The 24,480-nt window shown below is 41.7% G+C and carries 19 protein-coding genes and 1 pseudogene; 5 read left to right on the forward strand and 15 right to left on the reverse strand.

All coding sequences use genetic code 11. The annotated features are described in order from the left end of the window. Positions 1–59: 59 nt before the first annotated feature. From OCU46_RS09355 to OCU46_RS09380, 6 genes are all read right to left on the reverse strand, one after another. Positions 60–1,295, reverse strand: a complete 1,236-nt coding sequence (locus OCU46_RS09355) for an extracellular solute-binding protein (RefSeq protein ID WP_141268688.1) — start codon at positions 1,293–1,295, stop codon at positions 60–62. Between the two features lie 80 nt (positions 1,296–1,375). Beyond that, positions 1,376–2,203: a carbohydrate ABC transporter permease gene (locus tag OCU46_RS09360; RefSeq protein ID WP_141268690.1), complete on the reverse strand. Its 828-nt coding sequence runs from the start codon at positions 2,201–2,203 to the stop codon at positions 1,376–1,378. Then, a complete protein-coding gene (locus tag OCU46_RS09365; protein WP_141268692.1) occupies positions 2,203–3,132 on the reverse strand; it encodes a carbohydrate ABC transporter permease in 930 nt (309 codons plus the stop codon). The genes OCU46_RS09360 and OCU46_RS09365 overlap by 1 nt, the downstream gene beginning before the upstream one ends. 1 nt (position 3,133) lies before the next feature. Continuing rightward, on the reverse strand, positions 3,134–4,279 hold the full coding sequence (locus OCU46_RS09370) for an ABC transporter ATP-binding protein (RefSeq protein WP_141268694.1): 1,146 nt from the start codon (positions 4,277–4,279) through the stop codon (positions 3,134–3,136). A 21-nt stretch (positions 4,280–4,300) separates the two neighbouring features. Continuing rightward, positions 4,301–5,116, reverse strand: coding sequence for a phosphonoacetaldehyde hydrolase (gene phnX, locus OCU46_RS09375; RefSeq protein WP_141268696.1), 816 nt, complete (start codon positions 5,114–5,116; stop codon positions 4,301–4,303). A 26-nt stretch (positions 5,117–5,142) separates the two neighbouring features. Next, the gene (locus OCU46_RS09380; RefSeq protein ID WP_141268698.1) at positions 5,143–6,240 is read right to left on the reverse strand and encodes a phosphonoacetaldehyde reductase; all 1,098 of its coding nucleotides are present in this window, start codon (positions 6,238–6,240) and stop codon (positions 5,143–5,145) included. A gap of 451 nt (positions 6,241–6,691) precedes the next feature. Here OCU46_RS09380 and OCU46_RS09385 point away from each other — a divergent pair. Continuing rightward, positions 6,692–7,234, forward strand: a pseudogene (locus tag OCU46_RS09385) (IS3 family transposase); the annotation flags it as partial. Positions 7,235–7,355: 121 nt separating this feature from the next. Here the strand turns inward: OCU46_RS09385 and OCU46_RS09390 are convergent. After that, positions 7,356–7,493 carry a hypothetical protein gene (locus tag OCU46_RS09390; protein WP_337972441.1) on the reverse strand — a complete coding sequence of 46 codons (138 nt, stop codon included), beginning with the start codon at positions 7,491–7,493 and terminating at the stop codon, positions 7,356–7,358. A gap of 554 nt (positions 7,494–8,047) precedes the next feature. Here OCU46_RS09390 and OCU46_RS09395 point away from each other — a divergent pair. After that, positions 8,048–8,893, forward strand: a complete 846-nt coding sequence (locus OCU46_RS09395; RefSeq protein ID WP_141268702.1) for an alpha/beta hydrolase — start codon at positions 8,048–8,050, stop codon at positions 8,891–8,893. Positions 8,894–9,550: 657 nt separating this feature from the next. Here OCU46_RS09395 and OCU46_RS09400 read toward each other — a convergent pair. The 4 genes from OCU46_RS09400 to OCU46_RS09415 all read right to left on the reverse strand — a co-directional run bounded on the left by OCU46_RS09400 (position 9,551) and on the right by OCU46_RS09415 (position 13,605). After that, complete coding sequence (locus OCU46_RS09400; RefSeq protein WP_141268704.1) at positions 9,551–9,982, reverse strand: GNAT family N-acetyltransferase; 432 nt, start codon at positions 9,980–9,982, stop codon at positions 9,551–9,553. Between the two features lie 196 nt (positions 9,983–10,178). Then, complete coding sequence (locus OCU46_RS09405) at positions 10,179–11,453, reverse strand: DUF3526 domain-containing protein (protein ID WP_141268706.1); 1,275 nt, start codon at positions 11,451–11,453, stop codon at positions 10,179–10,181. Beyond that, positions 11,453–12,886 (reverse strand): ABC transporter permease, encoded by a 1,434-nt coding sequence (locus tag OCU46_RS09410; RefSeq protein WP_141268708.1) that lies wholly within the window; start codon positions 12,884–12,886, stop codon positions 11,453–11,455. The genes OCU46_RS09405 and OCU46_RS09410 overlap by 1 nt, the downstream gene beginning before the upstream one ends. Continuing rightward, positions 12,886–13,605 (reverse strand): ABC transporter ATP-binding protein, encoded by a 720-nt coding sequence (locus OCU46_RS09415; protein WP_141268710.1) that lies wholly within the window; start codon positions 13,603–13,605, stop codon positions 12,886–12,888. Before OCU46_RS09415 ends, OCU46_RS09410 begins: the two co-directional genes overlap by 1 nt. A 312-nt stretch (positions 13,606–13,917) precedes the next feature. Between OCU46_RS09415 and OCU46_RS09420 the strand changes: the two genes are divergently transcribed. Further along, the gene (locus tag OCU46_RS09420; RefSeq protein ID WP_141268712.1) at positions 13,918–14,256 is read left to right on the forward strand and encodes a cytosolic protein; all 339 of its coding nucleotides are present in this window, start codon (positions 13,918–13,920) and stop codon (positions 14,254–14,256) included. Positions 14,257–14,303: 47 nt separating this feature from the next. Here OCU46_RS09420 and OCU46_RS09425 read toward each other — a convergent pair whose 3' ends face one another. The 4 genes from OCU46_RS09425 to OCU46_RS09440 form a co-directional block, all read right to left on the reverse strand. Further along, complete coding sequence (locus OCU46_RS09425) at positions 14,304–14,717, reverse strand: ArsR/SmtB family transcription factor (RefSeq protein WP_141268714.1); 414 nt, start codon at positions 14,715–14,717, stop codon at positions 14,304–14,306. After that, positions 14,718–14,993 carry a hypothetical protein gene (locus OCU46_RS09430; protein WP_141268716.1) on the reverse strand — a complete coding sequence of 92 codons (276 nt, stop codon included), beginning with the start codon at positions 14,991–14,993 and terminating at the stop codon, positions 14,718–14,720. Positions 14,994–15,280: 287 nt separating this feature from the next. Beyond that, positions 15,281–16,897: a BCCT family transporter gene (locus tag OCU46_RS09435; protein ID WP_208733511.1), complete on the reverse strand. Its 1,617-nt coding sequence runs from the start codon at positions 16,895–16,897 to the stop codon at positions 15,281–15,283. A 469-nt stretch (positions 16,898–17,366) separates the two neighbouring features. Further along, positions 17,367–18,584 (reverse strand): low temperature requirement protein A, encoded by a 1,218-nt coding sequence (locus tag OCU46_RS09440; RefSeq protein ID WP_141268720.1) that lies wholly within the window; start codon positions 18,582–18,584, stop codon positions 17,367–17,369. Positions 18,585–19,345: 761 nt separating this feature from the next. Between OCU46_RS09440 and OCU46_RS09445 the strand changes: the two genes are divergently transcribed. Next, the gene (locus OCU46_RS09445) at positions 19,346–20,356 is read left to right on the forward strand and encodes a hypothetical protein (protein WP_141268722.1); all 1,011 of its coding nucleotides are present in this window, start codon (positions 19,346–19,348) and stop codon (positions 20,354–20,356) included. A 464-nt stretch (positions 20,357–20,820) separates the two neighbouring features. Beyond that, positions 20,821–24,399: a UvrD-helicase domain-containing protein gene (locus tag OCU46_RS09450; RefSeq protein ID WP_167495322.1), complete on the forward strand. Its 3,579-nt coding sequence runs from the start codon at positions 20,821–20,823 to the stop codon at positions 24,397–24,399. Positions 24,400–24,480: the final 81 nt, after the last annotated feature.

The raw sequence follows: 24,480 nt of genomic DNA on the forward strand, positions 1-24,480 counted from the left end.
TCCACTTACATAAGATTAAAAACTCCCTATTTCACCAATAGGGAGCTGACATGCTACTTCTACAAGTAGTTGTTTACTTTCTCGCTCATTTCAACCAAGACTTTATTTGGCTCATCGCCTTGCGCTCGTCGGCCAGAAACGACGGAATGAAGCTCATCAGAAATCACATCGGTGATCTTCAAACCATTGGCACCAGGGAATGAAACCCATGTATCCATCCAAGGAAGTGAAGTCACTGCAGTCTTATGGTTAGGACGCGTCTCGTAAAACTCTTCAAGTTGGGCATTGGCAACTTGGTTTGGTGGCATGTAACCCGTGAAGTGTGGGATTTGCTGATTGCCGACAGGACCAGTGATATATTTAATGTATTTCCATGCCGCTTTTTGCTGCTTTTCGTCTTTTGCAAGCATAACTACCGCATTGCCACCAACTGGTAAACTACCGTTTTCTGCCATTTCAGGGAACTGAGTCGTTTTCAGTTCAAAACGATCACCGATTGAACGCTCAAACATCCCTAGGTTAGACGTAGACGTCACGTAGATACCAATGTTACCCGCACCAAAAGAGCGTTCTGCACTTCTGCGTTGGTAGTCCGGCATATCCGCTAGGGTGTGCATCTGTGCTAGCTTATTGATGGACCATTGACCCTCTTCACCATCAAAAGCGACTTTACCGTCTTGCAGAATCTCACCACCTTGTGACATTACAAGAGACAACCACAGCCAGTTACCAGTAATGTTCCAGTCGTAGTAAAAACCTTGCGCATTGCCATCAAGATCATTGATCTTACTCGCGACAGAATAAATATCTTCCCATGAATCAGGCAGAGTTGTAGTACCAGTTGCTTGCTCTACAAGATCAGCATTGAAGTATACTATCGGCATAGATACTGCGAACGGTAGACCATAAGTTTGCCCATCAAAACGACTTGGCGACATCATCGAGTCATCAAAACCATTCTCTAAGCGATCTTCTTCTGTTAAGAATTGGTCTAGTGGTACCGCGATATTGCGCTCGTAAAGTGGTAGCACGCGGTTTAATCCTTGAAAGCTAACATCTGGAAGCTGATTGGTAATCGCTTCACGCATCACTTTTTGTGTAGCATCTTCGTAGTTTTCATAGTTTGAACGGAACTGAATCTTAATATCAGGGTTAGCTTTTTCAAAGTCTTCTGCAAGTTGTTTTTGCAAACCATCGAACAACTCACCATAAGGGTATTGAACCACTAAAGTAGTTTGGGCAAGAGCCGATGTAGATAGTAGCATCGCTGCTAAAGTTGTTATTTTAAGGCGCATTCTAAACTCCGTTATATATTAATGCGTATTTAAATTTAGGGGGAATAAGGCTTATTTATTGCAAATTCAAAAATTATTACTTATTTCATTCCAGACATTGTAATACCTTCAATAAATCGCTTCTGGGCACATAAATAAGCAATTATTAATGGTGCAACAATAACTGTTGCTGCGGCCATGAGTGGCCCATAGCTATCACCTGCTTCATCACTCTTAAAAGCAACCACGCCAAGTGGTGGGGTATAAATATCTTGGCTATTGGCGACAATAAGAGGCCAGAAATAGTCATTCCAGTGCGCAACAATTGAGAATATACCAAAGGCAATAAGGGCTGGAATCGCGGTAGGAACCATAATGCGCCAGATAATGCTAAATTCGCTTAACCCATCTAATCGTGCCGCAGAGATTAAATCATCTGGGACCGAGTTAAAGAACTGTCTCATCAGGAATATACCAAACACAGATATTGAAAATGGAGCAATCAGTCCTTCATAACTATTCAGCCAACCAAACTTATACATTAATAAGTACCATGGAATCGATACCGCCTGTGGTGGAATCATTAAACAGGCAAGAATAGCAATAAACACAACTTGCTTACCTTTAAACTCCAGTTTTGCCAATGCATATGAGGCTGGTACTGCAATCGCAATTTGGCTCAAGAAAATTGCAACCGTCACGATTACCCCGTTCATCATAAACCTTAATAAAGGCGTTTCTGAGAATGCGGTAGAATAATTCTCATAGGCTGCAAACCTTTCGGGCACTAGCCGTATTTCATTAATGAAAATTTCATCTTCTGGTTTAAATGATGTCAGCATCATCCAAATAAACGGAAGAAGAAACATCAATGCTAATAGAATCAGTGTTATATGACGGAAAATCCCAAAAAAATCTATTTTCTTCATTAGTAATGAACCTTCTTTTCCATAAAGCGCATTTTGATTACCGTAATAAGCAACACAATAAACAAGAAAATAACTGTAATTGCGGCTGCATAACTGGTTCTAAAGAATTGGAAACCTTCAACGTACATCAGGTGTAAAAGAACCTCAGAGCTCTTACCTGGCCCACCTTGAGTTAACACCTCAACGGTATCGAATACCTGGAATGCCTTGATGGCTGAAATCACAAGAACAAATAGTGTGACCGGCCCTAACATTGGCCAAGTAATCAGGCTAAAGCGCGACCAACCATTTGGCACCCCATCCATTTCTGCTGCCTCATAAAGGTGTTTTGGAATCGCCATTAAACCAGACATAAATAGCACCATGTTGTAGCCAAGTTGATGCCAAATACCGATTCCAGCTAGGACATAGACCACGGTTTCAGGGTCATTTAACCAATTTTTACCATCAACACCAATTTTGGCTAGAATCATATTTAGTAAGCCAAAATCTGGCTGCAAAATATATTCCCACACAATTGACATTGCGATGAGGGTACCCATTACTGGCAGAAAAAATGCCGTACGATATATACCTTTACCACTCGGCCTCGACTCAATGAGGATCGCTATTGCTAAACCGCCGACGACTGAAAAGGGCAATACGATCGAAACGTACAACAGTGTATTTTTTAGCGCTTGCCAAAATGCACCGTCATTTTTTAACTCTACATAGTTATCAATCCCAACCCATGAAAAGGTGGTCATCCCCAACTGCCAATCAGTAAATGAAAGAGCAATGATCGCAATAATGGGCCCAATCAGAAACAGAACCATTAATGAGATTGCAGGAAGTGTTAATAACCAAGCGGTATTCTGCTCTCTGATTTGCCCAAGTGTTTTTTTTACTTTGATGTTTTTCGGCAATGTTGCTGCAATATCTTGCGACATATCAGGCAGCCTCCATCATAACGTCGATTTTTTGAATTCGATGACCATGGCGATTAAAGAACATAATTTTTCTGACATTGATTTGCAGATGAATGTTGCCACCTGGAACTAAACCTTCAGATTCATCAGCGGTCAACTTAATCGCTAGGCTTCCCTTTGCCCAAGGTGCACTCGCAAATATAATTTTTTCTCCACCCATATTTTCAATATGAGTAATTACCGCTGACAAATTGCTCGCTTCGACTATTTTTAGGTCTTCTGAACGCACTGCGATAGTAATTGGCGCATCACAACTGGTTGCATTCAATTTGATACCCGAAAGCTCTTGGCCATCAAAAATAATACTGCCTTCATCATCCACCAAAGCTGGAATCGTATTAATCTTCGGGCTTCCAATAAACTCTGCCACTTTGAGGTGGTTTGGGTTGTTATACATATTGTTTGGCGTATCAACCTGAATTAATTCACCTTCGACCAAAAGTGCAATACGATCTGACATCGTCATAGCCTCGACTTGGTCATGAGTGACATAGACAAAGGTTGTGCCAAGTTCGCGGTGAAGCTGTGTTAGCTCGCCTCGCATATGAACACGTAGTTTAGCGTCTAGATTTGACAGTGGTTCATCCATTAGGAATGCTGATGGCTCACGCACCATTGCGCGCCCTAGTGCAACTCGTTGACACTGTCCACCTGAGAGCTCATTGGGTTTCCTATCAAGCAAGTGTTCAATATGCAATTGTGCAGCCACCTCTTGTACTCGAGCATCGACTTCTCTTAACGTCGCTTTACTGTCTTGTGACAACAGTGTCGCTAATGGAAGACGGTGCCAAAAGGGTGTACGCATGCGCAAAGGAACACGCATATTGTCTCTAACCGTAAGGTGGGGATAGAGCGCATAAGACTGAAACACCATGGCAAGATCACGCTCTTTTGGTCTTTTGTCTGAAATATCAGTGCCACCAATACGAATAGAGCCTGATGATTGTTCTTCTAATCCAGAAATGATGCGTAATAAGGTTGATTTACCGCTTCCTGAAGCGCCAACTAAGGTCATAAACTCGCCGTCTTTGATCTCAAGGTTAATGCCTTTAAGGATCTCAGTTTGACCAAATGATTTTTTAATGTTCGAAAGATGAATATCTGCCATGATGTTATGTCTTTATTTTGGTTATGGACGTTCGCCGTCTGCAATACGGCGGTTGATGTCGGTAATGACCGAAGGAAGATCAGCAATGGTATCGATGACATAGTGAGCATTAGCAGCACGCATTTTATTACCTGCACGCTCTCTTGCCTGAGATATTTCATCTTCGGAAGCTTGTAAAAATTCATCCAGAGTAAAGCCTGCTTCATTGCCTGATAACGCGAGTCCAACTGTCCACATACCGGCATTCAGACCCTCATCAATCCCTGGAATCGCATCATCTACTTTTACACAGTGAGCAACATTGTTGATGCCAAGCTCAATGACATTCTGTAATGCCATCCATGGGCCAGGGCGACTCCCTGCCTCAAGATCATCACTGGCTACAACACAGTCTGGCTGGTAGCCCATTTGGTTCGCTGCCACAACCAAGGCATCCATAACGGGACGAGGATAACCAGAGCATGAGCCGACTTTAATCTCATTCTCACGCAAGAACTCAAGTGTGTGTTTCGCACCTGGGATTAGGGATGCGTGTTCAGGCTGTTTCACTTTCTCGATCTGTAGGGGCATAAAAGTATTGTAAATTTCAGTTACTTGCGCATCAGTCATTGGCATTCCAAATCGCTCTGTCCAACGCTCAGAAATCACAGGATCATTGCCTAATGTGCGAATATGATCCCACTTCCCCATCCCCATTGGGCCTCGAGCTTCATTAAGGGAGATCTCAAAATCAAAAGCTTGTTTGAATGCCTCAACAAAGATCGTGGTGGGTGCAAAAGAACCAAAATCGACCGTTGTGCCTGCCCAGTCAAAGATAACTGCTTGTACTTTGTTCATAATTAAACCTGTTTATTTTTCGCTAATTAAAATTTGGAAAGTAATGTTTCGACACAGCCTGAAAAGTTTTGACCACGCTGACCTAAAGCTGCTTTGCTAACAAGCTCTTGCCATTTTTCATCTGAATAACCGTAGTCTCGTGGGCTGATCGCAACATCCAAAGACATAAGGAATTGCTCCATCTTTTGCCCAGCTAGCTCGATACTGGAACCGAAGATATCTTTGATGTATTCAATTAACTCGACATCGTCATGATCAACAGCACGAATAATCGCAGGAAGAGTAAAGCTACACGCTATTCCGTGAGCGATACCTTTTTCCAGAGTGACTGCATAGGACATGTTATGCGCAATCGAGGTCTTGGTATTTGAAAATGCCAGTCCTGCCATAAGCGCGGCTTCTTGCATTTTGGTGCGAAGCGCAAGATTGGTTGGTTCTTGTACTAGTTGCGGTAGTATTTCGATGATGGCTTTACTAGCGTTGACAGCAAACATGGCACTCACCGGATTACGGTTTTTGTTCCACAAACTTTCTAGTGCATGTGATAAAGCATCTAGCCCTGTGCTGACCGTAATTGGTAACGGTAACTTGGCAGTAAATGGAGCATGTACAATGGCTGCACGAGGATATAACCTTTCATCCGATAATGAGTACTTCGCATCATTTTTCGGGTCCCATACGGTGCCCCAATGCGTCACTTCACTTCCGGTACCCGCTGTTGTTGGGATAGCAATTATCTCTTTAAAAGACAGTTGCTCAGGCTCAATTTGACTCTTCAAAAACTTTTCTACTAGAGCAAAATCACCACAGCTCGCAGCAAGCACTTTCGTGGTGTCCATCACAGAACCACCGCCCAAAGCGATAAAAACCTCTGTTGCTTGCGTTTGTTGACCTAACTCATAGCAAAGTTCGGTCAAGTTCTCGAAATGAGGATTCTCTACGACACCGTCGATAATACTAACTGGAGAATGACCCAAAGCATCGATGACCTCAGCGCTATACTGGGAGAAAATATCATTCGAGTAAGTCACAATCGAATAGGCTCGACCTTTGACCAACTCTTGCAAAGTGTTTAATGCCCCGTGACCACTAATGATCTCAACGGGATTCTGGAAACGCCACATCGTAACTCTTGAACTTCATGTTGTTGTTTGATGCTGGCTATCTTGAAATAGAAATATTGAATCTATATTACATATAACTAGATATAATCTAATTAAGATTAGATCCAGCTCCATTTTCCGTCATGAAAACACAATAAAATATTCATCTAAAAGCCATATAAGGAAAGGCTATACAAGTGATGGGAATATACCTAAGTAAGAGGTATCAGGAAAACGGGGCTGCGTTACGGTCCTTTAAAGAAAAGACTAGTTAGACCTTATGCACACACTGCTGGCAAAATTAAAGACAAAGTCGCTTGGTGATCACAGCGAAGTAACGTGGTTTGTAACTCACTTTTGGACAAAAATGCGTTGCGAATTGAAGCAAATAATAAGATTTCGAATCATCTATGCTATTGCAAAACTTTGGTGTTGCCATATAAACCTACGGCTAGTTTTACTCAAAAAATTACACCTTGAGCGACAGTTCGCTGTTACGGCTCCAAATCAAGTGTGGGTAGGTGACGTGACTTATGTCTGGACCGGAAACCGCTGGGCTTACCTAGCTGTTGTGTTGGACTTGTTTGCTCGTAAACCAATTGGTTGGGCTATGTCTTTTTCGCCCGATAGCCAGTTGACAAGCAAAGCCTTAAAAATGGCTTATGAAAGCCGTGGCAAGCCTACAGGAATGATGTTCCATAGCGATCAGGGAACGCACTATACAAGCCGAAAGTTCCGTCAGACCTTATAGCGTTATCAGATAAAACAAAACTTGTCGCACAGAGGAAACTGCTGGGACAACAGCCCCATGGAACGCTTTTTCAGAAGCTTAAAAACAGAATGGGTGCCAGTCTGTGGCTACCGTAATTTAACAGAGGCCTGGAACAGCATTGTTGGTTACATCATTAGATATTACAGCCAAATTAGGCCACATCAGTACAACGGCGGTCTCACACCAAATGAATCGGAACGGCTCTACTGGCAAACTTATAAAACTGTGGCCAATTTAACTTGACCACTACACCTTGAGGTATCATGCAACTAACAAATTAAATCGTACCCGGCATGCATTTAAACAGTAGATTTATACGAATGATAAACTTCTATTTTCGCCTAATGGGTTTAGAAAGTAGACGCTAGTAGGTAACGCATTGGTTTGACATCGCACCCTTATTCATATCGATAACTTCGACATTGGAATTATCGGTGGTAACAGTCAGCATTGTAAGCACACCATCACTCAGTTCATAGATAATGGTTTGTTCGTGAAACATTCCAGGATCTTTCACTACTATTTTTAGGTACTCAAAGCTAGTATCTACGCTTACTACCTGGTAAGTTCCTTGAACAGTTCTCCCCCTGTGCGTCTCAACGTAACTGTATTTATTCCCACGTATTTGAACGGAAAGCTGATATGGATCAGAGCCATTTTCTACACATGATATGTTGATTTGATTTTCTGCAGAAGCAGGGAGCGATAGCATTGCCAAAATGGAAAGTAATATGCGTTTATTCATTATTGTCCTTGGAAACGAAGAACCCGACGAAGTTGTGCACTATAGAGATTGGATGTGTTTTTGTTGGAATAATCGAAATTTCGATTTTCGATGAGATGCACAAATTAAATTACAGCCTCGGCGTTTCAGGATTTAATTGCATCAACTCAATGGCTACCTTGATTATTATCTGTTTTGACCTTCGTTAACCAAGCTATATTAAAGCAGAAGACCCCAGCTAAAAGTGTTCATGTTTTGAAGTTGAGTAACGGTTAACCTAAGGTAGAAATTTCACTCGGGTTTCTACCCCCTCAATAACGTAATTTGAGCGTATGTCGAAAAAATTAACCATCTTCTTAGCTGTATCAATGGTAGTGACCATCTTCATTAGTGTAATTGTGTCGCTGAACATTGGTCGAAAACAGTTTCAACAGAGTACATTTGTAACTAAATCGTTAGGTAGCGCTAGCCCCACTGATGTTGGGCTGAACTATGAAAATATCGACATTGCTGTGGGTTCACGTGTGCTAAAGGCTTGGTATATCCCTGCAAGCCACGAATCCGGTTCGGTAATGGTCTTCCATGGTCAGAATGAATCTTTATCTGATTGGATATCAGCTATAGAGCATTTAAACCAACAAGGCTTGTCGGTATTTGTGTTCGACTACAGTGGTTTTGGTGAAAGTCAGGGGGAACCATCGGTCGCAGCGCTACGAGAAGACGCGTCGGCAGCTTACGGTGAGTTTAGGAAACGAGTAGGTCATCTTCCTTCATATTTTCTTGGGTATTCTTTAGGGGCAGGGATTCTAATAGATGCCTTGAGTCACAATAATATGCCCGCCAATGGCGTAATTCTAGTTAGTCCTTTCTCGTCTATAAGGGATGTCGCGGTTCAGAGTGGCTCTGTGCCACGATTATTCTCATTCGTAGTTCCCAATGCCTATGACAATGTCACCATGGTCAAATCACTACAACTTCCAATCCACATTGTGCATAGCGAAACAGACGGTCGCTTTCCTGTTTGGATGGCTAAGAAAATTTACGCAGCTAACTCCAATGCTGATTTGACGATTGTCCCAACGCCTACACACTCCGATTTTTTGAAAAGCCAACATGAACTAGGCGGTGCAGGCGAGAAACTTTGGAGTGCTGTATTGGCTCCAATGACCTCAGATTAATATTAGAGTTAGTGAATTAGCTGTCTAATACACAGCCTCTTCCGACTTAAGTTGCTTGTTATACCAACGACTTAAGAAAATATTATTTATTGCTTTTCTTATCAGACAAATACTCTGCATACTTTTTAGAAATTAATTGATGGATATGCAGTCCTGTATTACGAACAAGATACCAATCTAAAGCAGCCAGAATAATTAAACCTATTATCGTTCCCATTATAAACCCTCGATACACATTGAAATGCAACACTATCAGATAGTTAAGAACAACACTTTGAAACAAAACACACTATTGCGACTGCATCTAGATGGGTAGCAAATATTTCAACCATGACATTTTAATATCGTGCCAGCGAGAATTTTTACTGGCATATATAACTAACTGGTCACAGCACAGTATCAACTTGCACTTTCCTATTTCATTACCGATTTATCAATAGGTTACTGAAGGGGAAAGCACAATATTAAAGCTTCGCCATAAAGAAAGTTCAGAAAGCTAATCCAAAGTTAGGGATTTGAAATCAGGTTGAATTTCATTCTAGTTAACTTCGAGGCAAAAGTTAGTCAAGTCTTGGCAACGCTGGCATATACTGAAACGCCCAAAGTTATTAGCTTTGGGCGTTTCTTCTAACAAACTAGGTTACGACAAACCGAGCTTTAAAGTGTCATATGCAGAATTGGAAAAGGTTTTCCCATATCATCAAGTGGCGAACGCGAAACGACTTTGAAACCCATATGCTCATAGAAGCCTACTGCCTGTGGATTTTGTTCGTTTACATCGACTTTGGTTGCGCCTAACTGCTCTATTGCGTATTGCAGTAGCACCTTACCAACGCCTTGCCCTCTTGCCTCGTTTAAGATGAAAAGCATTTCAACCTTTGAATCGTGGATACCCACGAAGCCTAGAATTGAACCACTTTCATTCTTCACACATCTTAACGTGACAGCAGGAAAAGCCTGCTCAATGATAATTGGTTTAAAAAACTCAATATCTTCTTCTGTAATGAAGTCATGAGTTGCTCGGACTGAATTTTCCCAAACACTAAGCATTTCTGCGTAATTATTAGGAAGCACATTTTCTACAATCATTGGATTTTCTCTAAAGTTGACTGAAATTCATGTGCAGCCGCGTGAGCGCATTTTACCCTCGAAGTATATGTCCGTCCATCGACTATCGACATTACTTTTGTGTAGTGAATGGTCAATAATCAGCACTAGAGTGAGCAGTGAAGTGTTTGAATCAGCCTCAATAAAGAGGCTGATAATTACCTATGAAGAACACTGTTTAGTGAGTTCTATTTGGACTATAGGTAGGAATATTAACAAGTTCCTGTGAGTTAAAATCATCTTTTTTGAACAACAATGGATAGAAAAACTCACGCAAAGAACCATGAAAATCACGCACACTTTGCTCATAAGCCAGCGAAGCTTCAACGTCAGTATCTGCCAATGACAGCATCAGTCTTTGTGTCAGCATCGGTGGTGAAATGAGTGAAAGTATTCCTGACGCATCATCTTTTTTAACGATGGAATCCCTATAAGCTTGCGACAACTCAGCGGCTTGCTGATCACCAACTTGCTGGAAGGCGTAATACCATTTCCAATGAAACGATGACTCCATTGTTGTGTATTGTTCCCACTCTGGATGTGTTACCAAGAACTGCTCCCATGTCGCGGAATAAGGTTTATCCCACGCGCCATTCACTGCTTCACGTTGCAGCAAAACGATCTCACCACCATTCGGGCTCTCAATTGATTGGTTAATTACGGTTTCACCAACGACAGGCAAGATCACCGTAAGAACTAACCACCCAGCTAGGAGGACTGAAGCTATACGAGGTGAGCTTTGACCGCGCGCTAGCATTATGCGCCCGACAACCATAGTCACCACGACCCAAAACAGCAGGTGTCCAAGCATGACTAGCACCATAAGCCCTGTCTTCAATATTGGGGCTTGCATAAGAACGGCGCCCACAATGAAGGGGACCAACATGACCATAGCAAGCGATGCGGACAGCACGAATGCTCGTGCAAACCATAACTTGCGCTGGTTCTTAGCCGTCACGATAAGCAGATCATAACGCCCCGCTTCACGCTCACCTGAACGCAGGTCATGCAATAGAAGGATGACAAAAATAGGAAGCAGAACCGAGACTATGAACGCAAAGTCAAAACGCCCTAATAGCGATAACTCTGGGTTCTCGGCGTCTGTTTCATGTATTTGCCCTTCCAGCGCAAGCATACGAATACGGTGCTTCCATGGGTAAACATCACGCTGGCCCATCGCGGCAAAGGCCAAAGACGAAGGTTCATCGTACGTAACATGAAAACTGTAGTAGGCTGCATCACCAAAATCGACTTGAGAGGCTAATACACTCTCTCGGTCAACCGTGTCTTTTTCTATTAGACGTTCGATGGTGCTTTGCTGTTGATGAGTTTCAACGACTCCGCTCCAAACTGAAAAAACAGAGAGCAAAAAGACGGCTAAAAGGAAAAATACAATATAACGCTGCTTAGCAAGAAATCGCATTTCCCTGTATAAATCGGAAAATAATACCATTACAAAATTCTTCTGCTTGCTTTCTTAATTAGTAACAACATCAACCCAAACCAGAACAGTAATTGAAGGGAATAATGCAGGCTGTGGTCCAGACGGAAGCCACTAGATTCAGGTTCAAATGAGAAATCAGACAGTACGTCCCAGTGACTTGCATCGACGCGGGCGGCTATCGCAGTCTCATCATTTTTGTAGCGATTTACGTCAGCGTCATAATCAAGGTCATGGGCATGTACGTGGTTCAATGCCTGAACAAAATCAAATCTAAGATTTTCTGCTTCACGTAAAAAACGGTGATGCGTTTCTAGGTTTGTTCCTGAGATCATCATGGAGAAAGTACGAATGGATACCATTGGTGATAGCCAGCCAAACTCACGCGCGATTTTTGCCTGAGCCAGCTCTTCATCCATGCGATTATCGGCGTATTTATTCAGCACGTCGGTCAGTTTCTTCTCTGAATACGTTGCAACGACACCACGAAAGTTAAGTGGCAGCTCCGAAATATCGTCCACTCCATATTGATCAAGTAAGTCTTGTTTTAGCTTCTCAAACGCAGGATCCGATGCGTTATGTCCATCACCCAGCGCACGCAATTCTTCACGTACAGCAAAGTCGGTTTCAAGTTTGCTCGGTGATGAAACAAAAGTCGCAGCAGTAGAGCTGCCTATTCGTGGAACCAGAATGCAGAGAATTACCCATAATCCAATCAAGATTGCGAAGCTTGCATTACTGCGAGAACTGATGGTTGATACCCAAAGGACAATTGCGCTCCAGATCAAAATATAGATGGTATAACCCAATATAAAACTCGCAGAGATTAAGAACGACTCACCATTCAAAACAGCCCACAAACTGGCAAGAATGAGCGGAGCAAGCATCAAAAGCCCGCTACCAAAAAGTGATAAGAACTTGCCCCCCAAAATATGCCTAGCTTTTACACCTTGAGTAATCAAAACGTGCAGAGTACCCGCTTCTTTCTCGCGCGTGATGCAAGAATAGCCAACGAGAATCAACAGCAATGGGACAATAACCTGCAGCATGAATGCTGGCGACAGACTGCTAAAACGAGTCATGCCACTAGACTGGCGCTGGTCAGCAAACATGGCGCTATTCTGTTGGTGCCCTTCTAAGAAGATCGCCGTCCCCGTATACGCATCAACACCTGGATCTATGATACTCAACGGCGAAGGCGCCCTGAAAACATAGTGCCCATAGTGGACCATTCGGTGTGGGTGCCTGTCTGGTTGATCTAAAAAATTAGCTTCTGAAACTTTCTGTAGCTCAGCTCTTTCTGCCGACGCCTGGCGCATTTCAACGGCATTAATCACTACCGAGGCCAACGACAAAACAAGACCAATAAGAACAACGGTTGTTGCTACACGAGTACGTCGCCAATATCGCCACTCATCGCGCATGACTAATTTTATGATGTTCATTACGCGTTTCTCTTAGCAAAAGCAGTGTGTACTTCTTCAGTATCGATAAGCTCACCGCCATTGCGCTCAAACACGCCAACAACCTTACCGTTATCTAACAAACCGATTCGGTGGGCAACCTGACAAGCACCGTAAACATCGTGCGTTACCATGAAGATGGTTGAGCCACTGTTGGCCAGCGCGGTAACCAGTTGGTTGAATTCATCGATTGCACTTGGATCTAGACCAGAAGTTGGTTCGTCTAGGAATAAAACCGGCGCTTCACGCAATAATGCAAGCGCGATTGCGGTCTTCTGACGCATACCTTTTGAGTACTCAGACAGTTTTTTATGCCATGCGTCAGGCTGTAATGCCACTCGGTTGAGTGCATCTTCAACATTGGTGCGAGATCGTTCTAAACCGGATAGAGATAGGAAATATTCAACATTCTCTAAACCCGTCATGTGCCCATAGAGCATGACTGATTCAGGAAGGTAAGCAATTTTGTTACGAATAGCGTCGTTGTTTTCACCGACAACGTGCCCCATAACAGACGCACTGCCAGCCGAAGGCGCTACCGTACCAAGAAACGTTTTTAGTGTGGTTGATTTACCTGCGCCGTTGCCACCTAAAAGGGCAAATACTTCACCCTGATTCACGGTGAAGCTGACATCGTCAAGCACGTTATTATTCCCAAATTTCACACAAAGCGATTGTGCGACGACTACAGGGTTAAGCATAATAATACCAATATAGAAACAAATAAGCCGCCAATGCTATGTTATATCATCCCATCAATCAATGACCTGATAGAATTTAAAATTGTGACAACTTGTTGAGATCTATCTAAAACATCAACACACTGTCTACAGTCTCTAGATAGGTACTTTCATTCGTTAAATATTGGGTTCATCCCTGTAAAGACGAGTTTGCAATCCAAGCATGACAAAGGAAGGTGAGTCCTAGAGATTTTCGCCTTAAACAGCTAAACCTCTACTATCTTCTTCCCTGATAATGATAAAATCTCCGAATCAGAATTAGTGAGAGACTCTATGTTTATCCATCGCGTTAATGACATCGACTGGCTGGTGATTACAGCTTTTGAAGAACTGAAGACAATGTTTATCGAAGATGCCGGTGACATCCCCTTTTGCTTCTCTACCACCAGCGAATTGAGCCTGATTGATCAAGCCAAGCGAACTTATGGATATTTGCCTGCACTCAGTGGCGTAATCACCGATACCGGCACTTTTCAAAGCCAGGGCAACGAAGAAGATTTGAACCCACAGCTTGCCTGCCTAGTTGAAGGGCGTGGTCGAGTATTTATCTATCATGGAGGCTTTGTGGCTTTTGTGGATGACGAGCAAACCTTTATTACCCGAGTGGACTAAAAGTTATTCAGTATTCATGGTGATTTACGAAAGCACATTGCATTCGATTAGTCGACACTATGACTAATAAGCTTCTCTTTAAATTCAAGCCATTGATCGCTATTTGGGCCAACCACACACTCACCATCTACTCGCATCTCAAGTCGCACTCGACATCGGACGGTCACATCAATGAATGACTCTTTTGGTAATTGTCTTACTGATTCAATAAGCGATTGCCAGTAGCCTAGCTCTTGCTCAGCTAAGGTGTAGTAAACCCACTTTCCTCGCTTCTCTTGAGTCAGTAGCTTCGCCTTGAATAACATCTTTAGATTTCGAGATACGTTGTATTGGCTCTCTCCTGTCACATCCATCGCCTCAGCGACAGTCACTTTTTGATCGACATGGATAAGCAGCCAAAAAAGCTTTAGGCGATGCGGCTCTGCTAAGGCTTTTAGCGCGTCTAGGTATTGGATATCCATCTATTGCCCTTGTTTTTGTCTTAAGCTGACGAACATTATCACGATACCAATTAAAAACACTATGCCCGAATGCATTGCGTGAAAAGTGAGCTCCGCTTTACTTGCTCCAGTAAACAAGGCATACCAAAAAAGTGGACAGAATAAGCCGAGCAGCGCAATGGTTCTTCCTGTACGCGTCTGTTCTGAAATATCGCCCCCTTTAACCAATGCATAAAGCACCTTAAACATGTGGCTGTAAGCGCACCATTGGGTTGCATTTTTTAGTGCTGTCTTCATATCTATTCCTCTCAATAAGTCTGTTAGTAGTCACTCTACCTAATTTCTTATTAAATTCATAGATGCGCATTTATGCATGTGTTATTTTTATTATGGCTAGCCAAACCAACTTCAAAGCCTCGCTGTATTCCTTGGAGCAATGAGAGCACTGGATAGTAGACTTTTAACTATTAGTGTCAGTCTCCAGCCTGTAAATTTTCTCTACCCCGAATTAAAAACAAAGAAGCCTCGGCACATTACGCGCCGAGGCTTCAACATTTTCACTTTATTGAATATAGATTATTTTCTTACTTCACATCAGCTTCAGAATAATTAGCATCTGCTTTTGAAGAGCCCATCTCAGTCAACAGACCTTTCATCAAGCTAAAGCAACCTATCAGTAGAATGATGGTGAATGGCATCGCGGCAATAATCGTAATCGACTGTAGCGCCTGAATCGACTCGGTACCGCCAATCCACAACATCACCATAGCTATGATGCCAGAGATCAGTGCCCAAATGATTTTCTGCTTCATTGGTACATCTAATTTTCCGCCAGAAGTCATGCTATCAATAACAATCGAGCCAGAATCCAAAGTCGTTACAAAGAACACGACGATAAGTACCACAGCTACCACTGACAGTATGTCACCAATCGGATAAGCCTCAAGCATGTAGAACAGGCTCAAAGACACATCACTAAGCGCTTGCTTAGCCCCCAATAGACCTACATTATCAATCATCTGCTGGATGGCAATACCACCAAACGTAGACATCCATGCTGTGGTCACAAGTGTCGGAATAATCAATACATAAACAAGGAACTGACGAACCGTACGTCCTTTAGAGATACGCGCTACAAACATACCGAAGAATGGTGCATAGGCAACCCACCAAGCCCAGTAGAATACTGTCCAGCCATGTAAGAAGGTTGTATCTTCACGCCCTGATGTTTGGCTCAATGCATAGGCATTTTTAACGTAACCAACCACGGCGGTTGTAAACGAATCAAATACAGTGGTGAAGTTTAGCACTGCCATCAATCCTAAAAATAGGATGGCAATTGCCATGTTCATGTTACTGAGTAGCTTCACACCACCATCCATACCGCGCAGTACAGAGATGATTGCAAGGCCCATGATCAGTACGATGATAGATTGTTGAAGAAGTAAGCTATTTTCTAGGCCAAACACGTGGCTAATACCACTCGCAGCCTGAGTACCACCCAAACCAAGAGACGTTGCCAAGCCAAATAGCGTCACCAGAACCGTCAGGATATCAATCACATCACCGGTTTTGCCCCAGACTCTATCCCCCAATAACGGGTAGAACACAGAGCGCATAGCAAGTGGTAAGCCTTTGTTGTACACAAAATAAGCCAGACAAAGTGCTGTCACACCATAGATAGCCCATGCGTGCAGACCCCAGTGGAATGTCGCTGCACCCAATGCTAGCTCACGAGCTTCCATCGTATGTGATTCAACGTTTAATGGCGTGCCATACCAACCTGTATAGAAGGCTGTCGGCTCTGCAACACCCCAAAAAATTAAGCCAATACCCATACCCGCTGCAAACAGCATCGTTATCCAAGAAAACGTTGAGTAGTCAGTAGTCGCGCCATCGCCGCCTAAACGAATTTTACCCAAAGGGGAAAAAGCGATAACAACGGCAAAGATTAAGAAGAGGTTTGCTCCCCACATAAATAGGAAGTCAAAGTATGAAAGGACAGCCCCTTTCACCGAATCAATCGCGGCTTTAGCCTCGGCAGGTGAAAGAACTAGCAGTGTAACAATGAAAAGAAGTGATAACGCAAGTGAGCCCATAAAAACGGTATTATGGATATCCATGCCCCATTTCGTTACGTTATCTTGACCGACCTGATAGTCGGTGGATTCAATACTATATTTTTTTGAATTTGAACTCATAAATAATGAGGTTTAATTACCGCAAGCACGATAAAAAACGACTAACTCCATGTTAGTTAAAGTTTGATAAGCAGAGTCAAATAAGCGCGTTGGTAGCATTAAAAATAGTTGTAGATTGCCCGCGACTTTAAGCTCTAGCCTTATCCCCTACCGCGGCATGATAACACAAAAGGGGTATTTATTAGGCGTTCGTAACAAATCGCTCACTTAGCAGCAGAAAAGTGATGATTTCTAAGGTGAGGAAAATTCAACAAAATAAGTAAAAAAAGTATCCACAGATAATCTTTCATGTGGTTGTTTTTTATCAAATTTAAATATTAGATCGTGGAATACGCCAACTTAATTCTAAGCTTTCGTTTTCACTCAAAAAAAATATCCAACAAAATCGTGTGCAAACAAAAATCCCCATCATATTTAGCTCAAACAGCCTATATAAAGAGTTTTCTGTCAAAGAGGCAAAGTACTTAGTTTACTCATCATGACTTTCTTTTTTCGCTTCTTCAGTAAGCGTTCTAAAAGCAGTTCTAACCGGAATAAAGATCTGAGAGAACAATGCCAATCCCCACATTCCATTGGAGATGATGGAGGGAACAAAGTTAACAATGGCTAAAGTAACAAAACACAGTGCGATACCAACATAGCGAACCTTAGCCGTTGCAAAACGATGAGCAGTACGAATTTCAATCACATCCTGAATTTTCAACAAGCAATAAAGATAGCTAGCAAGACCCAAGCAGCCTATAACCGCATACTTGCTTGGATATTGGTCCACAAATGCAACCTTAACCTCAGCAGACAACGCCACCCCTATGGTCACAGAAGACAGCATCAACACTAAATGTGCTAGCGTCCATTTGACTAAGGTTTTGGGCTGACTGTCTCGAGGCTTGCCATTGCCAACGAAATCAAAATAGATCCAACACAACAAGAAGATAGATAAACCGCCAAAGGCATAATTAACGAACACATCGCCAACTACATTATCAATGCCCTTTTCAGCAAGAGTGATGACTAGCTTAAAGAAACCCTCCCCTGCAACAATGAGCAAAAGCAAAGCAAATCGCTCCGCCATATGGCCAAAGCGAGGCAGAAAGCGGCCGCTATAAAGCACTCCAAACTTCGGTGCAATATAAAGCCCGGCGACAACCATCATTCCTGCTGCAAACATAAAATAGTTGTATGGAGCAGGAAGGAACGCACTCACCATAAACATCACAGACCCTAGTGCAAAATTTCGAGACATGCGTGTAGGCAAGCACACCTCGACTTCTTCTAGGGTCTTCACTCTGAAGTAGAGTAACGACATAATTGCCCGATTTATTGCATAGCCAATAGCGAAGTATTTCCAACCAGCCCCATCAATATGCACAATCGATGATGACATGATCATGATAGTCACAATCTGGACTGCCATGATGTAGCGATGCTGCACATCGGTGCTGATATAAATTGAATTGAAAAGGCTTAGGTCGAACCACGCAAACCAGATGATGATAAACAAGGCCGCAAATACCGCAAACCCTGATAGCCCAAGATGATGGCTAAGATAATTGCCCAGCACAAATATCGAAACAACATGAGCCAAATCGTAAAACAGCTCAATCCAATGAACGTGCTCATTACTAGCCTCTGCATCAAGGTGATGCTTGGGTTTGCGCCAGAGTGGGTGCTTTTTCGATATATCCATACAACTATTTCCTAAGCTTCCTGCTTATATCCTCTTATTTCGCGATCACGCGCTATGAGCCAAGCTATGGCGACCACTATTAGAACTTAGCTCGAAATAGAAATCATAGCCCTAACAAGCTTAGAACAACTTTAGGAATGTTTATAAATGGAAATCAATCACTTAAATATTAGGCGAGATTGGGTCGCAAAACAGGAAACAAATGTTGAATGAGGTAGCTTAAGATAAAACGAAAAAGAAGGATTTTCTGAATTTATTACTATGGTTAGCTCTAATTGAAAACGCGTAATAACTCTTAAAAAAAAGAGTGTAGGGCTTTAATTTTCAGGGGCTTAGGGTGTTTCGGAGAAATTTGGGTGGAGACCCAGCCACATCCCGGCAACAACCTTAAAATCTCTTAAATATCAAAACCTTAGCCAACACACTCGAAACCAGTGATCACCAATTTAAAGAAGACAGTACCAAACCCCGGTACCTTCAAAATCATAGACTATCTGTGCAGGCTTTTCCTCCACTTAAACAGGAAAAACGTTATTTAGGCACAAGGCTTACATAGAGTGTTCCAACACCTTAGAGCAGTAGGTAGGAACGTTCTCCCCAACCTTGATCTCAAGCCTAAAAGCGGACAAAGGATCCCCATGATTGCAATACCGTTGAAGCACCAGTACGAATATGTCAAATTCCTACCAATTCATTCCTTCCAGTGCTAAATTCCACCTACTGCGAACTAGCGACTTTGCTCTTACAAAGGTTAAACAAGAATGATGAATGGCGACCACTTTAGATTTAAAACTGAAGAACTGGAGCTTTTGTATCGCATTCAGTATACGGCTGTTGCTAAAGAGCAGGTTTCAGGTCCCTCGACATCCAAACTTCGCTCGTTGTTGACCTCTAAACAATCGCAAAACTCGTTTGAAAATCAAAATCTTTTACTAAAAAAGCAATGGTTAAGTGAGTGGTCCCAGGCTACGGAGTCTTTACTTGGCGTAAACCGAAATAGAACGGATTTGAAGAGTGATATTCAAACCGCATTTAACCATTGGAGCAACGCAAAAAAATCAGCATTCATTGTTGAGGTGGCTACCTTTGTACCCTATTTCTCTCTTAGTGATGAAAAACAAAGTAATAAGTTCTCCTCAATCAAGTTCAACCCTGAAACACTTCTCTCTAACGCCGCCGAACTACTTGAAACCAATGTTGACGAGTTGTATCAAATCAGCAAATCGTATACGAAAACAATAAAAGCTATCCATAAGGAAACCTCAAGCAATAACACTCTTCTAATTTTGAGTGCAGCGGCCGCTGTTTCTCTACTCGTCGCCCCTTATTTGGCTGCCGGAATAGGCGGTTTGATGGGTCTATCTGGTGCAGCGGCTACCAGTGCCGGGCTCGCGATGTTAGGCGGAGGCTCACTTGCCACAGGTGGTTTTGGTATGGCTGGCGGTTACGTTTTTACAATGGGGGGTGGGATGTTGCTATCGAGTGGAGTTAATAAAATAACTGGTCATCATAAACTAGCCAACATTAGTGGCAACGAATTGATAATATCGGCAGGCAAACTCGCGGGATTTCTAGAGCATTATAAAAGAGCACTGTTTCAATCAGAAAAAGAAGAATTGTTGCTGAGCACTTGCACCGCACTACGAGAGTTGCAAGCTTCTTTTGAGGAAAAAGCCGACACCCAATTCATTATGAACGAGAGCAAATCAGCTAAAAAAACTGACGAAAAAGCAAAGCTTGTTGCAGCAACACGACGCGTCATTCGCAGATAGATCCACTCATAAGACGCGTGTTGTATTCTAGTTTGCCACTACTGATCTTCAACAAAGTTTGACTGTAGTGGTAAATTATCAATCTACGCTTTATCTAACCACCTGACTTAGCTAAGGTATACACATAGAAAGTGATACCCGTTATTGCAAGGGTCTATTCAACATCTCTCCGAGGTATCTAGTGACTCACACAAAGAATTTAAAAGCTATTGCATCATTCGAGTTTAATAGTGGTGAAGAATTGCGCCAACACTACATCGACCTTATCGGTTCTCCTTTTTTCGTCGGTCCACTTACAGAAGAAGAAGCAATACGGGAGTTGCAACAATCGCAGCACCCTACTCCTAGTACTAATTTGACTGGTTATATCAATGAATTCCCTGATGCATCGAACGATATGCATTCAGCTCTTCTATATTCATGTGAAGATTCCTTTTATATTGTCTACCCTTTCTGAGAACATAATGAAGTCTAATTTTCATCAACTTCAAAGCGTCGCGCCCGATAAGCTCTATCACGCCATTACTAGAGCTGAACGATTGTATGCTGAAGGCCACTATGAATTTGTACCCACCGCAATTCGAATTTATTGCGAAGGTGTGATGTCAATATTGACAAGCAACAACAGTTTGAATGGCCCCAAAAAAACTGAGTTGGCCCAAATGATATGGGAGTTTCAGTCAACAAATCGAGCACCGCACGTCGTAAATGCAGCTGAAAGAATTAGAAAGTTAGGGAATCGGGGAAGTCACTACGAACCAAGTCATTGGTCGGATGGCGATATTCGAACGCTGTTTAAAGAAGCAAAGCTCCTACATGACTATTTGTTATCCAAGTTTTATAAAAAAGACATAATTGTTGAAGCATTTTCAACGGATCTCATAGGTAGTGCAGATCAGGGAAATTTTCGAACTAGTGATGAAGAAAAAATAGACTCTTTGGCAGACCAAGTTAATGTTAACAATGCACTTTCGATAAAAATATCAAAACTTAAGGATGAGAACAGATTATTAAAAAGACGTTTTTCCATCTATGAAAATGATTTAAGAGTAAAGATACAAGAGTTATCACGCATTAAGGAAAAAGAAAAGCAGTTACAAGAAAAAATAGAGAACATAAATAATACAGAATCATCATTAAGTATTAAGAAAAGTGAAATACATAGATTATCTTCTATGAAAAAATCTATAATAAATGATATACGGTTTTTTGAAGATAAGTTAAATACACTCAAGATTGAAAAAGATAAGGTGTCACTCGATAACAAAAAAATCACCGATGAACTCACCGATGCGATAAGTGAATTTACTTCAAAGGAGAATAAAAATAATCTCCCTAGACTAAGTCAAGAACAAGAAAGTCTTATCTCAATAGACTCTGGGCGTCACTTTCTGGAGGCTCCCCCAGGTTCAGGAAAAACAACGATATTAACTCAACGTTTGCGTCATGCTCTCACCCGACATCAAGATGACTCAGACATTGTTTGCCTTACTTTTACTACTCGAGCAGCTGAAGAAATGCAGAATCGAGCAAGTAGTTTATTGGGCGACCGGAAACCTTTCATTGGCAACTTTCATTCTTTCTGTCTTCAACAAATAAGAAGTAGTCGCTATCTATCCTTTAAAGAAAAAAGATTTGGAATATTGGATGATGAATATAGAACGGTGCTATTGGATGCAGCTATAGAAAGTATAGAGTTAAACACTCCAATAAAGCTCAACAAATACATTACCAATTTGGCATCTAACATTAACATTTCCAATAAATCTTCAGGTAAGTATAATTTCAATAAATTATTCTTCGACTCTTACTTGGATATATCTGTTCTTACGAGTTTTGAAGACTCTAAAATTGGCGATGAATTTTATAAGCGTTGCTTAGAAAGTATCACATCACTAGTAAGCAACACACCCTGCTTAATGAATAATACGCCTACATCCAATGCAGATATAATGGATTATTTATTGCGTATTTTTTTACGTTTTAATGAACTTAAAGTAAACAGCGGAAGTTGGGACTATGACGATATCTTGTGCCTTGGGTTACAGCAAATAATAAAAAATAAGACAAAAAAAAGCTATATACAAATAGATGAGGTTCAAGATCTATCCCCTATACAATGGGAGATTTTAGATGCTATAAGTGACGAATCTAGTCACGTTTTCTGTGTAGGCGACTCATTCCAATCCATCTATGGGTTCTTAGGGGCTGATTTAGAACACCTTCGTTCTCGTACACACGCTTTCACCACACACGAAATGAAATCTAATTTTCGCTCAGATAAACACATTGTTGATGTATTAAGTGCTTATAGACAAAAAAACTGGAATCTACCCGGGTTCTCAAGTAACAGTGAACTTTCTGATTCTCAATCCACCCTGCTTTTAAGTTTTCCTGATGATGTCGCAGAAGCCCACGACATCGTGCATATTGTTGACCGAATTTTACAAGACGCATCAAGAAATGAAGTCGGATTGCTCTTTTCGACGAATAATGCAACAGAATCTTACTGCCAATTCTTAACACAAAAAAACATGAAGTTTTTTAGGGTTAGTCAGTATGATCTAATGCAAAGAAAGCAAATCCAAGATTGGCTTAGTGTCTTGAAGGCTTATCAAGGCGTCGCAACAAATCGAGACTGGTGGCGTCTCATTTACCGGTTTGCTCGAAGTAAACCAGTATTGAAAAACTCAACAAAGCATGACTGCATAAAACTGGTCAACAAACTTCAAGTAAAAGGTTTTTCGGTGAAGGACATACTTCAAACGGCTAACCTTAAAGAAGAATGTGCATCCTCTAAATTATCCAACGTGTTTCAATACAACGTCAAAGATCTCGTGACGAAGTTTCATGGAGAAGGTGTTGTCGTCTACGATACTGAAACCACCGGATTAAACTTTCTTGAATCTAAGATCGTACAAATTGCTGCTGTCAAAGTAATAAACGGCGTGGTGGTGGATGTATTTGACCGCTATGTATCAATAGATATTGAGTCTGATGACACTCTAAGAAAACAGTTCGAAGAAAGCCAAGATATTCACAAGATAAAGAAAGAACAGGTTCTAAAGGGACAATCTTTAAATGAAGTTCTCGCGGATTTCTTCAGTTTTGTAGGCGATTGTGCAGTCGTAGCACATAATTTAACATTTGATGAAACAATGTTAAAAATGAATATCAACAGTGAAAGTAGTAATTTCCATCTACTGAACGCATATGCCCAGTTTAGACAAAATACACAACTAGACACGCTTTTACTCACACGCCAGCACTTTCCTAAATTGAAAAGCTATAAATTGGCAGATCTTCTCAATGAATTTAGTCTGAAAGGAGTAAATAGCCACAACGCATTAGATGATGTTAAAGCTACCGCCGAGCTATTAACTTTCTTAATCGGTGTCATCACACCAAAGCTAGAGTCTTTAGACGAAATTATAGATTCTGATCAGGCTTTAACAAATGCATTGCGAAGTACATGGTCTGAAATAGAAAACTTGATGGATAGCGAGACTATTAAAGGGGAGTTGTCCCTTTCTGATGCATTAGAAACATGGCTTGGGTATATTAGCAAAAAGGCAGATTGGTATGACTATTCTGTTACGATGGAAATCATCGATGAAGCTACAGAAAAACTCATACCTTGGCTAGATAAGAACAACTATCATGGGTTATTGAATGACTTAACCAATGAAAGAAAAGCGTCAGTTGAGCGGTTGTTTACCTTAAAGGAAGCAGACTTAATTGATAAGACAAAACATAAATTGATTGTTAGTACAATACACCGCGCAAAAGGCTTGGAGTTTGAAACTGTCATCTTGCCACAAGTTACAAATGACAGATTCCCTCCATGGGTACCAGATGATACAAGTAACGAAGAGAGGGATGCTCGCTATAGAGAAAGCCAAAGATTACTCTATGTCGCTCTTAGTCGTCCCACCAAAAAGTTAATTGTCTCTTACCACGAGAAGAAAACACCTAAGATGTGGCAAAAAGGCTTAAGCTCTTATATTGAAGTTTTGCGTGATTCCTTTATGTTTGTGCGATAGGCCATCTTCACTCTAGATTGAGTATGATGTTTGCTGCTTCTCCTAGAGTAGGCTATCGAAACAACTCATTGACCGGTGTGG

The organism is Vibrio comitans, from assembly GCA_024346835.1.
Lineage (GTDB): Bacteria > Pseudomonadota > Gammaproteobacteria > Enterobacterales > Vibrionaceae > Vibrio > Vibrio comitans.

Coding starts and splice junctions, on each gene's coding strand:
- OCU46_RS09355 (WP_141268688.1), bottom strand. CDS start 1,295: ATGCGCCTTAAAATAACAACTTTAGCAGCGATGCTACTATCTACATCG.
- OCU46_RS09360 (WP_141268690.1), bottom strand. CDS start 2,203: ATGAAGAAAATAGATTTTTTTGGGATTTTCCGTCATATAACACTGATT.
- OCU46_RS09365 (WP_141268692.1), bottom strand. CDS start 3,132: ATGTCGCAAGATATTGCAGCAACATTGCCGAAAAACATCAAAGTAAAA.
- OCU46_RS09370 (WP_141268694.1), bottom strand. CDS start 4,279: ATGGCAGATATTCATCTTTCGAACATTAAAAAATCATTTGGTCAAACT.
- phnX (WP_141268696.1), bottom strand. CDS start 5,116: ATGAACAAAGTACAAGCAGTTATCTTTGACTGGGCAGGCACAACGGTC.
- OCU46_RS09380 (WP_141268698.1), bottom strand. CDS start 6,240: ATGTGGCGTTTCCAGAATCCCGTTGAGATCATTAGTGGTCACGGGGCA.
- OCU46_RS09390 (WP_337972441.1), bottom strand. CDS start 7,493: ATGTTTCACGAACAAACCATTATCTATGAACTGAGTGATGGTGTGCTT.
- OCU46_RS09395 (WP_141268702.1), top strand. CDS start 8,048: ATGTCGAAAAAATTAACCATCTTCTTAGCTGTATCAATGGTAGTGACC.
- OCU46_RS09400 (WP_141268704.1), bottom strand. CDS start 9,982: ATGATTGTAGAAAATGTGCTTCCTAATAATTACGCAGAAATGCTTAGT.
- OCU46_RS09405 (WP_141268706.1), bottom strand. CDS start 11,453: ATGGTATTATTTTCCGATTTATACAGGGAAATGCGATTTCTTGCTAAG.
- OCU46_RS09410 (WP_141268708.1), bottom strand. CDS start 12,886: ATGAACATCATAAAATTAGTCATGCGCGATGAGTGGCGATATTGGCGA.
- OCU46_RS09415 (WP_141268710.1), bottom strand. CDS start 13,605: ATGCTTAACCCTGTAGTCGTCGCACAATCGCTTTGTGTGAAATTTGGG.
- OCU46_RS09420 (WP_141268712.1), top strand. CDS start 13,918: ATGTTTATCCATCGCGTTAATGACATCGACTGGCTGGTGATTACAGCT.
- OCU46_RS09425 (WP_141268714.1), bottom strand. CDS start 14,717: ATGGATATCCAATACCTAGACGCGCTAAAAGCCTTAGCAGAGCCGCAT.
- OCU46_RS09430 (WP_141268716.1), bottom strand. CDS start 14,993: ATGAAGACAGCACTAAAAAATGCAACCCAATGGTGCGCTTACAGCCAC.
- OCU46_RS09435 (WP_208733511.1), bottom strand. CDS start 16,897: ATGAGTTCAAATTCAAAAAAATATAGTATTGAATCCACCGACTATCAG.
- OCU46_RS09440 (WP_141268720.1), bottom strand. CDS start 18,584: ATGGATATATCGAAAAAGCACCCACTCTGGCGCAAACCCAAGCATCAC.
- OCU46_RS09445 (WP_141268722.1), top strand. CDS start 19,346: ATGATGAATGGCGACCACTTTAGATTTAAAACTGAAGAACTGGAGCTT.
- OCU46_RS09450 (WP_167495322.1), top strand. CDS start 20,821: ATGAAGTCTAATTTTCATCAACTTCAAAGCGTCGCGCCCGATAAGCTC.